The organism is Sphingomonas sp., assembly GCF_003248515.1.
Taxonomy (GTDB): Bacteria; Pseudomonadota; Alphaproteobacteria; order Sphingomonadales; family Sphingomonadaceae; genus Sphingomonas_I.
The window spans coordinates 153774-167728 of record NZ_QFOB01000006.1 but is presented as its reverse complement, the minus strand read 5'-3'; the positions used below and the strand labels follow the sequence as shown (position 1 = coordinate 167728).

The 13955-nt window shown below is 65.8% G+C and carries 13 protein-coding genes; 5 read left to right on the top strand and 8 right to left on the bottom strand.

Annotated elements, in window-relative coordinates; all coding sequences use genetic code 11:
* Positions 1 to 23: 23 nt before the first annotated feature.
* The 5 genes from DI605_RS11865 to DI605_RS11845 all read right to left on the bottom strand — a co-directional run bounded on the left by DI605_RS11865 (position 24) and on the right by DI605_RS11845 (position 4123).
* Positions 24 to 932 carry a DMT family transporter gene (locus DI605_RS11865; RefSeq protein WP_293973803.1) on the bottom strand — a complete coding sequence of 303 codons (909 nt, stop codon included), beginning with the start codon at positions 930 to 932 and terminating at the stop codon, positions 24 to 26.
* Positions 929 to 1507, bottom strand: coding sequence for an aminoacyl-tRNA hydrolase (gene pth, locus DI605_RS11860; RefSeq protein WP_293973801.1), 579 nt, complete (start codon positions 1505 to 1507; stop codon positions 929 to 931). Before pth ends, DI605_RS11865 begins: the two co-directional genes overlap by 4 nt.
* Before the next feature lie 131 nt (positions 1508 to 1638).
* A complete protein-coding gene (locus tag DI605_RS11855) occupies positions 1639 to 2259 on the bottom strand; it encodes a 50S ribosomal protein L25/general stress protein Ctc (protein WP_293973798.1) in 621 nt (206 codons plus the stop codon).
* Positions 2260 to 2451: 192 nt separating this feature from the next.
* Positions 2452 to 3075: an outer membrane beta-barrel protein gene (locus DI605_RS11850; protein WP_293973795.1), complete on the bottom strand. Its 624-nt coding sequence runs from the start codon at positions 3073 to 3075 to the stop codon at positions 2452 to 2454.
* Positions 3076 to 3244: 169 nt separating this feature from the next.
* Positions 3245 to 4123 carry a TraB/GumN family protein gene (locus tag DI605_RS11845; protein WP_293973792.1) on the bottom strand — a complete coding sequence of 293 codons (879 nt, stop codon included), beginning with the start codon at positions 4121 to 4123 and terminating at the stop codon, positions 3245 to 3247.
* 113 nt (positions 4124 to 4236) lie between these two features.
* Here DI605_RS11845 and DI605_RS11840 point away from each other — a divergent pair, with 113 nt between their 5' ends.
* From DI605_RS11840 to DI605_RS11820, 5 genes are all read left to right on the top strand, one after another.
* Positions 4237 to 5109 carry a glycine--tRNA ligase subunit alpha gene (locus tag DI605_RS11840; protein ID WP_293973789.1) on the top strand — a complete coding sequence of 291 codons (873 nt, stop codon included), beginning with the start codon at positions 4237 to 4239 and terminating at the stop codon, positions 5107 to 5109.
* The gene (glyS, locus tag DI605_RS11835) at positions 5106 to 7202 is read left to right on the top strand and encodes a glycine--tRNA ligase subunit beta (RefSeq protein ID WP_293973786.1); all 2097 of its coding nucleotides are present in this window, start codon (positions 5106 to 5108) and stop codon (positions 7200 to 7202) included. The genes DI605_RS11840 and glyS overlap by 4 nt, the downstream gene beginning before the upstream one ends.
* A 166-nt stretch (positions 7203 to 7368) precedes the next feature.
* Positions 7369 to 10059: a pyruvate, phosphate dikinase gene (ppdK, locus tag DI605_RS11830; RefSeq protein WP_293973783.1), complete on the top strand. Its 2691-nt coding sequence runs from the start codon at positions 7369 to 7371 to the stop codon at positions 10057 to 10059.
* A 79-nt stretch (positions 10060 to 10138) separates the two neighbouring features.
* Complete coding sequence (locus DI605_RS11825) at positions 10139 to 10474, top strand: hypothetical protein (RefSeq protein WP_293973780.1); 336 nt, start codon at positions 10139 to 10141, stop codon at positions 10472 to 10474.
* A 14-nt stretch (positions 10475 to 10488) separates the two neighbouring features.
* Entirely contained in the window at positions 10489 to 11325 is an 837-nt protein-coding gene (locus tag DI605_RS11820; RefSeq protein WP_293973776.1) for an EF-hand domain-containing protein, read from the top strand.
* 92 nt (positions 11326 to 11417) lie between these two features.
* On the opposite strand, the gene DI605_RS11815 is transcribed toward DI605_RS11820, so the two are convergent.
* The 3 genes from DI605_RS11815 to DI605_RS11805 form a co-directional block, all read right to left on the bottom strand.
* Positions 11418 to 11915, bottom strand: a complete 498-nt coding sequence (locus DI605_RS11815) for a hypothetical protein (RefSeq protein ID WP_293973773.1) — start codon at positions 11913 to 11915, stop codon at positions 11418 to 11420.
* Between the two features lie 86 nt (positions 11916 to 12001).
* A complete protein-coding gene (locus tag DI605_RS11810) occupies positions 12002 to 12988 on the bottom strand; it encodes a type II secretion system F family protein (RefSeq protein WP_293973770.1) in 987 nt (328 codons plus the stop codon).
* Positions 12988 to 13950 carry a type II secretion system F family protein gene (locus DI605_RS11805; RefSeq protein WP_293973768.1) on the bottom strand — a complete coding sequence of 321 codons (963 nt, stop codon included), beginning with the start codon at positions 13948 to 13950 and terminating at the stop codon, positions 12988 to 12990. Before DI605_RS11805 ends, DI605_RS11810 begins: the two co-directional genes overlap by 1 nt.
* Positions 13951 to 13955 lie beyond the last annotated feature (5 nt).

Genomic DNA, 13955 nt, shown 5'->3' with positions numbered 1-13955 from the left:
CAGGGGTTTCGTGGCGTGGGCGGTTACTCCCTCGGCCGCGTGACGATCGGCAGGACGATCCCGCCCACGATCAGGGCCATGCCGGCGAAATGATAGGGATGGAGCGGCTCCGACAGTAGCAGGGCGGCAAGCAGTGCCCCGAAAAGCGGCTGGAGGCTGATCATCTGGCCGGCGGCCCCCGCGCCGATTTCCGCCACGGCCTGATTGTAGAGCATGTAGGCGATGATCGACGGGAAGATCGCGACATAGCCGATGCCCAGCAGCACGCCTTCGTTCAGCCGCAGCGGCCGATGCCCCAACTCCCAGATCGAAAAGGGTAGCATCACGATCACCCCGATCAGGAAGGTGGTGGCGATCAGGCTGAGCGGATGGATAGGCGGGCGCAGCCGCAGGAAAGCCGTATAGAGCCCCCACATCACCACTGCGCCCAGCACCAGCGCATCGCCCCTGCCGAATTCCAGCCCCAGCAAAGCGGCGGGATCGGCGCGGAAGATGATCGTCAGCACGCCCGCCGCCGCCATCAGCACGCCCACGATTTCGGCCAGGCGCGCCCGCACACCGAAGAACAGCCGGTTGAGCAGCAGCACCAGCGCGGGGATGGCGGCCTGGATCAGCAGGCCGTTCGTCGCGGTCGTATATTGAAGACCCGAATAGAGCAGGGCGTTGAAGCAGCCGACACCGACTGCGCCGATCAGCAGGATGATCGGCCAGGAGCGCGCGATTTCGGCACGGTCCGCGCGGACGTGGCGCATCGCGAAGGGCAGCAGCAGCAACAGCGCGCCCGTCCAGCGGAACAGGGCCAGCGTGAAAGGCGGAATATCCGTGTGGATCGCGCGCGCGACGATCGAATTGCCTGCCCAGAGCAGGGTGACGAATATGAGCAGCCCGTAGATGCGCGCCCGTTCCGCGCCGCCAATCGCCGGCTCGCTCATCCCGCGCTGTCCTGCAGGCGCAGCGCCACCTCGTTCATGAAGCGCGCGTCTTCGCCTGCCGCCAGCCAGGGCGCTTCCGCGCCGACCGCGCCGAGCAGATCGGCCAGATCGTCCATCTCGGCCTTGGCGTAATTGCCGAGCACATAGCCCGTCACGCGGTCCTTGTGCCCGGGATGGCCGATGCCCAGCCGCACGCGGCGATAATCCTGCCCCAGATGCTGATCGATGGAACGCAGGCCGTTATGCCCGGCGGCGCCCCCGCCGGTCTTCACCTTCACCTTGAAGGGCGCGAGATCCAGTTCGTCGTGAAAGGCGGTGAGCGCGGACGGCTCCAGCTTGTAGAAGCGCATCGCCTCGGCCACCGATCGGCCGCTTTCATTCATGAAGGTGGCGGGCTTCAGCAGCAGGATGCGCTGCGTGCCGATCCGGCCGATCGAGGCCCAGCCCTGAAACTGCTTCTTCCACGGTTCGAAACCGTGGATCTCGGCGATCGCATCCAGCGCCATGAAGCCGACATTGTGGCGATTGAGCGCATATTGCGCGCCCGGATTGCCGAGGCCGACCCAGAGATGCACGTCCGATCCTCCCGTTCCGAAAATACGTCACCCCAGCGAAGGCTGGTGTCCCGGGCGGCTGCCGCATCGGCCTGCCGCGCGAGACCCCGGCTTCCGCTGGGGTGACGGGAAATCGCAAGAATGCGGGAAGCTCAGGCTTCCGCTACGCCCTCGCCGGCTTCCTCGGCCTCGCCTTCGCTCGACTTGAGCGCGGACGGGGCGACGATCGTCGCGATCGTCACGTCGCTTTCGTCGGCGGCCTTGGCGCCGGCGGGCAGGGCGACGCCCGAAAGATGGATGCTGTCACCCACTTCGAGGCCCTTGAGCGAGATGGTGATCTCGCTGGGGATCTCGGCCGCGTCGACGACGAGACCCAGATCATGGGTGACGATGTTGAGCACGCCGCCGCGCTTCAGGCCGGGGCTCAGTTCCTCGTCGGAGAAGACCAGCGGAACGTCGACATGCACGGTGGTGTGCTCGCCGATGCGCAGGAAGTCGACATGGAGCGGACGGTCGGTGACCGGGTGGAACTGGACGTCCTTGGGCAGCGTGCGGATGGTTTCGCCGGCGCCGTCGATCATCACGACCGTGTTCATGAAATGACCGGTCGAGAGCGCCTTGATGAGGGCCTTTTCCTCGACGTGGATCGACAGCGGCTGCTGCTTGTTGCCGTAAACAACGGCGGGGACGCGGCCTTCGCGACGGTGCGCACGGGAGGCTCCCTTGCCAGCCCGTTCGCGCGTCTCGGCCGACAGGGTGAGCTGATCGCTCATAGGTCTGTCTCCAGTTCGCTTGCGTTAAAAGTGCCCCGCCGCCTCCAGGGATGTCCGGCGAGGAGGCGGGGCGCTTAGCGGAATGGAGCTCGAAACGCAACGGCGCGCGAAGGGCGCGCCGATTCCCGTCACCCTTCCTCCCGTTCCTCCCTCGACAGGCTCGGGACAGGCGGGAGGAAGGGCGCAAGGCCGTCACGGCTTGAAGCGTACGCCCGCGCTCAGGAACAGGCGCTGGCGCGTCGTATTGTCGTTATAGTTGGAATAGCGATAGCCGGCGCCGACATAGAACATGTCCGTCAGCGAATATTCGGCGCCCGCACCCAGCTGATAACCGTCCGAGTGGACGACATTGTAGAAGGCACCCGCCGTGCCGCTGTTGTTCGGGCCGGTGAAGGCTGCGCGCTGCTTGTCGTTCACATAGCCGCCAATCCCGTAAACGAGGATATTGGGCTTTACGAGATAGCCCGCGCGGATGCCCGCGCCGATCTCGCGGAACGATTTCTGGGCATAGGTGCCGCCGAGCGGATTGGTGACGTTTTCGGCCCGCGACTGCCAGTAGCTCACTTCGGGGCCGACCACGAACCTGTCCGCGATCACGCCGTCGAAGCCGGCCGCCCCGCCCCAGCCGAATTTGTTGTCGTGCGTGCCCTGGCTCTGGAAACGATCACCGCCGGCCTGCACTTCGGCGCGGAAGCCGCGAAAGCTGGTTCCGTTGGAGCTGGCCGTATCGGCCGGCGCTGCGGCATCCTGTGCCTGCGCGATGCTCGCAAGGCCCAGTGTGGCGACGAGCGTGGTGGCGAAGACGATATTACGCATGATCAATCCTTATCGATGTCGGAAATGAACGACGCCGGGGGAAAGCCAATGCTGTAAAGATCGTTCCTCAATCGAACGCAACGATGAAACCTGTTGCATTTGCGCATCACACAGGTTGTTCAAATCTATATATCAGATGAACGCACCATTAAACTGAGGTTCATGTAAACTATTGGACTCGCGTAACGATAAGTCCTTTGCGCGCGAGTATCTTCTGCACGCTGTCGGGGCCGGCGAGGTGGCCTGCACCAACCGCTACGAAGATGGTTCCGGGGCGCTTGAGGCGGTCCGCCAGCGCATCGGCCCACATTTCATCGCGCTTGCGGATCAGCAGGCCGCGAAGCTCCGGCGTGAAATCGGGTTCGTCGGCGAAGCTCTTCTCGATGCCGGGCACGTCGCCGGCCATCCACGCCTTCACCATCCGATCGAAATCGGCCCGCGCCTCCTTCGGATCGTCCAGCGTGGCGACGAGGAAGGCGCGCTGCGCGCTTTCGGGCAGCGCATCGAAATAGCCGAGCTGGAGCTCGGCCGTCTCCAGCCCGTCGACCGGCTTGCCCGCCGCGCGGAACAGGGCCGAAACCTGCGGCTCCACGCCTTCGGCGCCCACCTTCAGGCCGATCTGGTCCAGCGCGGCGCCCGTGAGCACCACCGCCGCCGCCCAGGTCTTGAGGCCATCGAGGAAGGGTGCCGGCAGGTTGCTCTTCGCCACCAGCGCGGCGAGCGTGGCGCGCTTGTCCGCCGGCACGCGATCGGCCAGCGGCGGCAGCTTCTCGCCCTTGCCCAATGTGGTGATCACCTTCGCCACCGCGCCCGGATCCTGATCCAGCACGGCTTCCAGTGTCAGCGACTGGGCCTTGCCCATGGCCGCATCGATCGTCCTGTCACGCCATTTCAGGCCCGGCGGCAGCACGTGGATCGTGCCGAAGAGATAGATGGTCGTATCGGCATCGGCGAGTTTCCACAGCGCCGGGCGCGCGGCGGCGGGCTGGGCCGCGATCAATCCGGCGGCGGCGAGCAGGGCGGGCAGGGTGGTGCGCAGGCGAAACATCGCGGCGGCTTGCCCGCTGCGCCCGGCCTTCGCAAGGATTGACCAGCCCCGCGCCCCGCGCCAAACGCGCTGGCCTTGCGGATATCCCGCGCTAGAATGAAGAGAGACCTGCCTTGGCGTCGCCCAAGCCCCTGAGCTTCCAGCGCCTGATCCTGACGCTCCACGATTATTGGAGCGCGCAGGGCTGCGTGATCCTGCAGCCCTATGACATGGAGATGGGCGCCGGCACCTTCCATCCAGCCACCACGCTACGCGCGCTGGGCCCCCGCCCCTGGAAGGCGGCCTATGTGCAGCCCTCGCGCCGGCCGACCGACGGCCGCTATGGCGAAAATCCCAACCGGCTGGGCCATTATTACCAGTATCAGGTGATCCTGAAGCCGAGCCCGGCCAATCTGCAGGAACTGTATCTCGGCTCGCTCGACCGGATCGGCGTGGATTTCACGATGCACGACATCCGCTTCGTGGAGGATGACTGGGAGAGCCCCACGCTCGGCGCCTGGGGGCTGGGCTGGGAAGTCTGGTGCGATGGGATGGAGGTGACGCAGTTCACATATTTCCAGCAGGTCGGCGGTTTCGATTGCAAGCCTGTCGCGGGCGAGCTGACTTATGGGCTGGAGCGTCTGGCGATGTATATCCAGGGCGTCGACAACGTCTATGATCTCGCCTTCAACGATGACGGCGTCACCTATGGCGACGTGTTCCTCGAAAATGAGAAGCAGTTCAGCGCCTATAATTTCGAGGCGGCGAACACGGATATGCTGTTCAAGCAGTTCACCTTCGCGGCGGACGAGGCGAAGGCGCTGATCGAGCGCGGCCTGCCGCTGCCCGCTTACGATCAGGCGATCAAGGCGAGCCATGTGTTCAACACGCTTCAGGCGCGCGGCGTGATCTCCGTGGCCGAGCGCCAGGCTTATATCGGCCGCGTGCGCGATCTGGCGAAGGGCGCCTGCGAGGCGTGGATGGCGCATAACGGGTGGGACGCGTGACCGATTTTCTCCTCGAACTCCGCTCGGAGGAAATCCCCGCGCGCATGCAGGCCAAGGCGTGCAAGGATTTGCAGTCCCTGTTCGCGGCCGAGATGGAGAAGGCCGGGCTGCCTGCCACGGGCATCGAAACCTTCGCCACGCCGCGCCGCCTGGCGCTGATCGCGCGCGAGCTGCCGGGTTTCACCGCCGCCGTTTCCGAAGAGACCAAGGGGCCGCGCATCTCCGCGCCGGAACAGGCGCTGGAAGGATTCCTCCGCAAGACGGGCGTCTCCCGCGCGGATCTGGAAGAGCGGGATGGCGTGTGGTTCGCGGTGGTGAACCGCCCCGGCCGCGCCACCGCCGATGTGATCGCGGAGGCGATCCCCGCCATCGTCCGCGCCTTTCCCTGGCCCAAGTCGATGCGCTGGGGCACGGCTTCGGCCTCGTCCTCCAGCCTGCGCTGGGTGCGTCCCCTGCAGGGTATCGTCGCGCTGTTCGGCCAGAATGTGGTGCCGTTCGAGATCGGGGGCATCGCCAGCGGCGCCGTCACGCTCGGCCATCGCTTCCATCATCCGGGCGAGGTCAGCATCGGATCGGCCGCCGATTATGCGGAGGCACTGCGTGCCGCGCATGTGATCGTCGATCCGGCCGAACGCGCGCGGATCATCGAGGAGCGCGCCACGGCGCTCGCCGCCGCCAGCGGGCTCAGCGTGATCCCCGATCCGGGCCTCGTCGCGGAAAATGCGGGGCTCACCGAATGGCCGGTGCCGCTGCTGGGCTTCTTCGATCCGGCCTTCCTGGAAGTGCCGCGCGAAGTGATCCAGCTTACGCTGCGCACCAACCAGAAATATTTCGTGCTGAACGATGCGGCGGGCAATCTGGCGCCGGCCTTCCTGTGCACCGCGAATATCGATGCGGCGGATGGCGGCGCGCAGATCGTGGCCGGCAATGGCAAGGTGCTGGCGGCCCGCCTGTCCGACGCCCGCTTCTTCTGGGAGCAGGATCTGAAGATCCCGCTGGCGGAGCAGGCGGGGAATCTCGGCCAGATCGTGTTCCACGAAAAGCTCGGCACCGTGGCCGACAAGGTGGAGCGCGTGGCGAAGCTGGCCGAATGGCTGGCGACAGAAGGCATCGTGCCTGGCTGCGATCCGGCGCTGGCCCGAAAGGCGGCCGAACTGTGCAAGGCCGATCTCGTCACCGGCATGGTCGGCGAATTCCCCGAGCTTCAGGGGGTGATGGGTGGCTATTATGCCCGCGCCGAGGGCCTGCCCGATGCCGTGGCAGACGCGATCCGCGACCATTACAAGCCGGTGGGGCAGGGCGACGAGGTTCCGACGGCCCCGGTCACTGTGGCGGTGAGCCTGGCGGACAAGCTGGACAGCGTGTGCTCGTTCTTTGCGATCGAAGAATTGCCGACCGGATCAAAAGACCCATTCGCCCTTCGTCGATCCGCACTCGGAATAGTCGCTCTGGTTCAACAGAACGCTCTTAGGGCGAGTGTCGGTGAGGTCGTGCGGCAAGGCTGGCTTGGTCATCGTCTTGATGCGCGATTGTCTCCTTCAGACGTTGCGCGACGTGGTGTGGCGATCACTGTTACAGACTTCCTGATCGACCGCCTCAAGGTCCAGCAGCGCGAAGCCGGCGTCCGCCACGATCTGATCGATGCGGTATTCGCGCTGGGCGGCGAGGACGATCTCGTTCGCCTGCTGGCCCGGGTGAAGGCGCTGCAGGGTTTCGTCGAAACGGATGACGGCCGCAATCTGATCGCCGGCTACAAGCGTGCCGCCAATATCCTGCGCAAGGAAGGCTGGGATGGTGCCGAAGTCGGGCAGGCGGACCAAAGTCCCCTTTCCTATGTGCCGGAAAAGGAGGAGGCTGGGCTCCTCGCGGCGCTCGCCTCGGCGGAGGCCGCGGCCGCATCCGCCGTGGAAGCCGAGGAGTTCGAATCAGCCATGTCCGCCCTTGCCACGCTGCGCGCGCCGATCGACGCCTTCTTCGAGGCCGTCATCGTCAACGATGCCGATCCCGCAAAGCGGGCGGCTCGGCTCGGCCTGCTCGCGCGCATCCGTGGCGCGTGCCACCGGGTGGCGGATTTCTCGCGGATCGAGGGGTGATATCGGGGCGCCTCCCGCGCATGCGCGTTCGGAGGTGCGACTTTCGAGTGGCTTTTCACCATGTGGAAAGGTGCCGTTAACCGGCCGGACTTGATCGACGGGCGGGTAACCTATAATTTCGCTGCACCGCACAACGAAGATTGTGGGGGCGTTAAGGAGGCAGAGTATGGCGAGCGTGATGGCGGTGAACGGGCAGGAAACACGTTACGTCTATCGCTTCGGCGGTGGTGTCTCCGATGGGGGCAATGGCGACAAGAATCTGCTCGGCGGCAAGGGCGCCAACCTGGATGGCATGGCCTCGATCGGCCTGCCCGTGCCCCCCGGCTTCACCATCTCCACCGCCATGTGCACCCTTTATTATGACGAGGGCGGCGCCTTTCCGGCCAGCCTGAACGGCGAAGTCGCCGGCGGCATCGCGCATATCGAAGCGATCACCGGCAAGCGTTTCGGCGACGAGGCCGATCCCCTGCTCGTCTCCGTCCGATCGGGTGCGCGCATCTCCATGCCCGGCATGATGGATACGGTGCTCAATCTGGGCCTCAACGATCGCACGGTGGAAGGGCTTGCCGCCACGTCAGGTGACGCGCGCTTCGCGTGGGACAGCTATCGCCGCTTCATCCAGATGTATTCCGATGTGGTGCTGGAGCTGGATCACGGCGCCTTCGAGGAAGCGCTGGAGATCGCCAAGGAGGACCGCGGCTTCACGCTGGATACCGAGCTTTCGGCCGATGATCTGCGCGCGCTCGTGAAGACCTATAAGGGCCTCGTCGAGGAGCAGTGGGGCAAGCCCTTCCCGCAGGATGTGCACGATCAGTTGTGGGGTGCGGTCGGCGCCGTCTTCGGTTCGTGGCAGGCGGATCGCGCCAAGGTCTATCGCCGCCTGAACGACATTCCCCACACCTGGGGCACGGCCGTGAACGTGCAGGCGATGGTGTTCGGCAATATGGGCGAGACGAGCGCTACCGGCGTCGCCTTCACGCGCGATCCCTCCACTGGTGAGCGCGCTTATTACGGCGAATTCCTCATCAACGCGCAAGGCGAGGATGTCGTCGCCGGCATCCGCACGCCGCAATATCTCACGCTCGCCGCGCGCGAGCGGGCGGGGGCCAAGGCCGCTTCGATGGAAGAGGCGATGCCGGAGACCTATACCGAGCTGGCCCGCGTGTTCGATCTGCTGGAAACGCATTATCGCGACATGCAGGATATCGAATTCACGGTGCAGCAGGGCAAGCTCTGGATGCTCCAGACGCGTTCGGGCAAGCGCACCGCCAAGGCCGCGCTTAAGATCGCGGTGGATATGGCGAATGAAGGGCTTATCACCCGGCAGGAAGCTGTCGGCCGTGTCGATCCCTCGGCGCTGGATCAACTGCTCCACCCGACGCTGGATCCCAAGGCGCCGCGCGATGTGATCGCCAAGGGGCTGCCGGCCTCGCCGGGCGCCGCATCCGGTCAGGTCGTGTTCGATGCCGATACGGCGGAAAAGCGCGCCGCCGCGGGCGATGCCGTCATCCTCGTCCGCGTGGAGACCTCGCCCGAGGATATTCATGGCATGCACGCGGCCAAGGGCATCCTCACGGCGCGCGGTGGCATGACCAGCCACGCCGCCGTCGTCGCGCGCGGCATGGGGCGCCCCTGCGTCTCGGGCGTGGGCACGCTCGCGATCGATGCGAAGGCGAAGATCTTCCGCGTCGGCGCGCGCGAAGTGCGCGAGGGCGATATCGTCACGATCGACGGCGCCACCGGTGAAGTGATGGTCGGCGCGGTCGCCACCGTGCAGCCGGAACTGGCCGGCGATTTTGGCACGCTGATGGAATGGGCCGATCAGGTCCGCCGGCTCAAGATCCGCACCAATGCGGAAACGCCGCTGGATTGCCGCACGGCGCGTCAGTTCGGCGCCGAGGGCATCGGCCTGTGCCGCACCGAGCATATGTTCTTCGATGCCGGCCGCATCACCGCCGTCCGCCAGATGATCTTGGCCGAGGACGAGGCGGGGCGCCGTGTCGCGCTGGACAAGCTGCTGCCCGAGCAGCGCGCGGATTTCACCGAAATCTTCGAGATCATGGCCGGACTACCCGTCACGATCCGTCTGCTCGATCCGCCGCTGCATGAATTCCTGCCGCATGAGGAGGCGGAGTTCGCCGAGGTGGCGGCTGCTACAGGCATCACGGTGGATGCGCTGAAGCGCCGCGCCGCCGAACTTCATGAATTCAATCCGATGCTTGGGCATCGTGGTTGTCGTCTCGGTGTAACCTATCCCGAGATTTACGAGATGCAGGCGCGCGCCATTTTTGAGGCGGCGGTCGCCGTCGCCAACAAGACGGGCGAAGCGGTGATCCCCGAGGTAATGGTGCCGCTCGTCGCCACCAAGCGCGAGCTGGATCTGATGAAGGCCGTGATCGACAGGGCGGCGAGCGCCGTCTTCGCAGAGACCGGCACGACGCTGGAATATCTGGTCGGCACGATGATCGAGCTTCCGCGCGCCGCCCTGCGCGCCGGCGAGATTGCCGAGACTGCCGAGTTCTTCTCGTTCGGAACCAATGACTTGACGCAGACTGCTCTCGGAGTTTCTCGCGATGATGCGGCGCGTTTCCTCGGCGCCTATGTGGAGCAGGGGATATACGCCAAGGATCCCTTCGTGAGTCTCGATGTCGAAGGTGTCGGTGAACTCATTGAAATTGCAGCGGAACGTGGCCGCGCGACACGGGCCAAGATCAAGCTTGGCATTTGTGGCGAGCATGGCGGCGATCCCGCCTCGATCGCCTTCTGCGAAAAGACGGGCCTCGATTATGTCTCGGCCTCGCCCTATCGCGTTCCGATTGCCCGTCTTGCTGCCGCGCAGGCCGCGCTCGGCAAGTAGGAAGCCGGTCCGCCGCCGAACCGTTCAGTCATCCGACAGGCGCCCCGGTGTCTGACGGATGACGAACAAGGAGCGTGGTGTGAACAGGATTGCGATCGGATTGCTGGCTCTGGCATCGGCAGCGTGTGTCGCGGCCTCGGCTCATGCCCAGGAAGCGTCCGCGCCCAGCACGCCTGCGCCCGGTACGATCGCCCTCTCGCCGGAGGAGCGTACCCGCATTCTGGATGCCGCCTCGCGCCGCAGCGACGAGGAATTGCCGATCAACGGCGCCGAGCGCCAGATCCACGGCACGGTCGGGATGGAGATCGGATCGCGCGGTGGCCGGGCGCTTTACGGCTCCACCGTCGTCCCGCTGGGCCAGACCGGCACCGCCGCTTTTTCCTTCATGACCGCGCAGCAGGGGCGCTGGCGTTGATCGATCGCGGGGCGATGGCCGCCCTGGTTCTGCTCGGCGCCTCCATGGCCTCAGCCCAGACGCCGCCCGCCGAATCGTCCGATCCGGGCGCTGCCGAGCAGATCACGGTGGATGGCCGCCGTCCGCGTTTCGGCCGCCTGTTCGTCAGCCCGATGGGCGAGCCTTTCCGCGAGGGCGAGGCGCCCGAGAAGGACTGGTTCGCGGGCGTCGACACCAATCACGATGGCAAGATCACCCGCACCGAGTTCATCGCCGATGCGATGCGCTTTTTCGGGACGCTGGATATCGATCACAATCATGCGATCGGGCCCACCGAGATCGACCGTTATGAGCAGGAGATAGTGCCGGAGATCGGAGCCGGCGGAGATGGCCCCGGCGATGGCCCTCCCGGCGGCATGGGCGGAAGGCCCCCCGGTGGTGGTGGCCGACATGGCGGAGGCATGGGCGGCGGTCCGCCAGGCGGTGGTATGGGGGGCGGCATGGGCGGCGGTGGCCCGCCCGATGGCGGCATGGGCGGTGGCGGCCCTCCCGGCGGCGGCGGTGGTCCTCCCGGCGGAGGCGGCGGTGGGTCCGGCAAGAGCAGCTATATGTATCACGCTTCGGGCGCGGGCCGCTTCGGCTATATCGCCACGCCCGAACCGGTGACGGCGGCGGACATCGATCTCAACCGCAGCGTGACCGACAAGGAGTTCGTGGAGGCAGCGGGGCGCCGCTTCGCCCTGCTCGATGCCAATGGCGACGGCGAGATCGTCGCGAAGGAATTGCCGAAGCTGGCCAAGCCCCGCTTCCGTCCCCGTGGCGGAAAGGGCGGCCCCGGCGGGGATCGCGGCCCGCCGCCCGAGGAGCGCTGAGGCATTCCCAAGCGGTGGGCGGTCGCCGCCGTTTTGAATGCCGCGTGTGAATGGGACGATCGTGCCGGACGATGTCTTGCCCGGCTGAGGCGTCAGCTAAAACGGGCGCGATGTTCCGCGAGAGCGCCCTCTGCGAGAAGCTGCGCCTGCTCGCGCCACTGCTCCTGCCGGATATAGCCGCGATCGGCGCCCAGCCGGTCCTCCAGTTCCGCTTCCTCGGCCGTCGTCATCTCGATGATCTGGCCGTAGCGATACAGGCCTTCCTCGTTCAGATCCTGCTCGCCTTCCGGCCCGAGGCCGCGAATCAGGCTGAGATCGTCCCGGCGCAGATCCAGCGTGGAAGCCGGGCTCGCGACGGTCGTGGCCGGCGCGATGGCGGCCGCCGGCCGTTCGCGCTCCAGTTCCACGATGCGGGCCTGCGCCGTTTCCAGCGCGGCGGCCTGCTCGCGCTGCTCCTCGATCCGGGCATCCCGTTCCGTCTCATAGGCGCGGCGCCATTTCTTGGTCGATCGCGAAAGCAGGCCCAGCAGCCAGCCGAGGACGAAGACGAGGAACAGGATCACCCACTGTTGGGTGGTGAATGCGGGCATGTAATCGGCAGCCTCTCGTTCGGTTTCGCAAGGGCAACGATCACGCCCTTGCACCGTTCCGTCAACCGCTGCCACCCCCGATAGGCTTAGTTCTTCATCATATTGTCGCTGATCGAGCAGGCGGCCGGCCCGAGAATGACGATGAACAGCACCGGCAGGATGAAAAGGATCAGCGGCACCGTCATGATCGCGGGCAGGCGGGCGGCCTTTTCCTCGGCGCGCATCATCCGCTCATGCCGGAATTCGGCGGAGAGGACGCGTAGCGCCGAGGCGAGCGGCGTACCGTATTTTTCGGTCTGCACCATCGTGGTGACCACACCGCGAATGGAATCGAGCGCAACGCGGCTCGCCAGATTTTCGAAGGCGAGGCGGCGTTCGGTGAGGAAGCCCAGTTCGATCGCCGTCAGCCCGAATTCATCGCCCAGCTCCGGATAGCTCTTGCCCAGTTCGCGGGCGACGCGGGAGAAAGCGGCGTCGACGGTGAGGCCGGCCTCGGCGCAGATCACCAGCAGATCGAGCGCGTCGGGCAGGCCCTTGCGGATCAGCGCGGTACGCTTGGTAATCAGGTTCTTCAGATAGATGTCGGGCGCCTTGTAGCTCAGCACCAGCGCACCGGCGACGAGCGCATAGCGCTTCAGCCAGCCCCAGTCGGGGAACATGTCGAGCAGATACACGAGGATCACCGCCGATCCGCCCAGTACGACCGGCAGCATGAGGCGCGCGAAGATCACGGCGATCGCCGCGTCCTTCGATCGGATGCCGGCCTGCGAGAGCTTGACCTGCGCTTCCTTGAGCTGCGTATCCTGGAGCACCTTCAGGCTCGACAGGAAGCTGCGCATCCGGTCGGTCGTCTGGCTGGAGCGCGTCAGCTTGGCGCGCTTGCGGGTGGAGGCGGTGATGCCCGCTTTCAGCTGCTCGCGCCGCTCGTTCAGCGCCTTGACGCGCCGGGCCATCGGATCGCGCGCCGTGGAGCCCGCATAGACGGCGACGAGCAGCGAGAAGAGCGCCGCCGCCGAAGCCAGCGTGCCCGCGAAATCCATGTCGAGGCCGATGTGGAGGGGGGATGTCATCATCAGATCTCGAAATTGATCATCTTGCTCATGATGAAGACGCCGATGCCCATCCAGACGCCGCCGCCAATGGCCGCGTAGATCAGGCGCTGATCGGTGAAGAACGTCCCCATATAAGCCGGATTGATGTACCAGATGAGCCCGAAAACGATGAAGGGCAGCGCGCCGATGATGTAGGCCGATGCCTTCGATTCCGACGACATGGCGTTGATCTTCAGCTTCATCTGCATGCGCTTGCGCAGCACATCGGCAAGATTGCCCAGCGTTTCGGCCAGGTTGCCGCCCGTCTCGCGCTGGATGGCGAGGCTGACGACGAAGAACTGGAATTCGGGCGTCTGTAATTTGTCGGCCGTTTCCTGGAGGCTGGCCTCCATCGTGCGGCCGATGCGCATGCGATCGGCGACGGCGCGGAATTCGCTGCCGACCGGATCCGGCACCTCGGCGGCGACCACGCCCATCGTCTCCGAAATCGGCAGGCCGGAGCGCAGGCCGCGCACCAGCAGCTCGATCGCGTCCGGAAAGCGGGTGATGAATTTCGCCACGCGCTTCTTGGCCATGCGGGCGACGATCATGTGCGGCAGGCCGATACCGATCAGCAGCCCGACGAAGAGCGTGGTGAGCAGCGATGTGCCCCGCGCGAGCAGCAGCGCCCAGGCCACCGCCGTGAGGATCGCCGAGGTTGTCGCATATTGGCCAAGCGTCCAGTCCCGCCCGGTCATGGCCAGCCGGCGCCGGAGCAGATCGGGATTGGGCAGAAGGCGCGCGAAGCTGTTCTCGATCTTGCCGCCGCCATTGTGGGCGGCCGTGATCTTGCGCAGCTGCGTTTCGATCACATTGCCCGCGCCATGGCGATCCTTGAACGCCTCGATCCGGCGGTTTCGCGCCTTGCGCTGGGCATTCTCCTGCAACCACAGGGCGATCCCGGCCGCGAAGACCAGGGCGATGAGGAGGGCGAGGATCAGCATCGCGG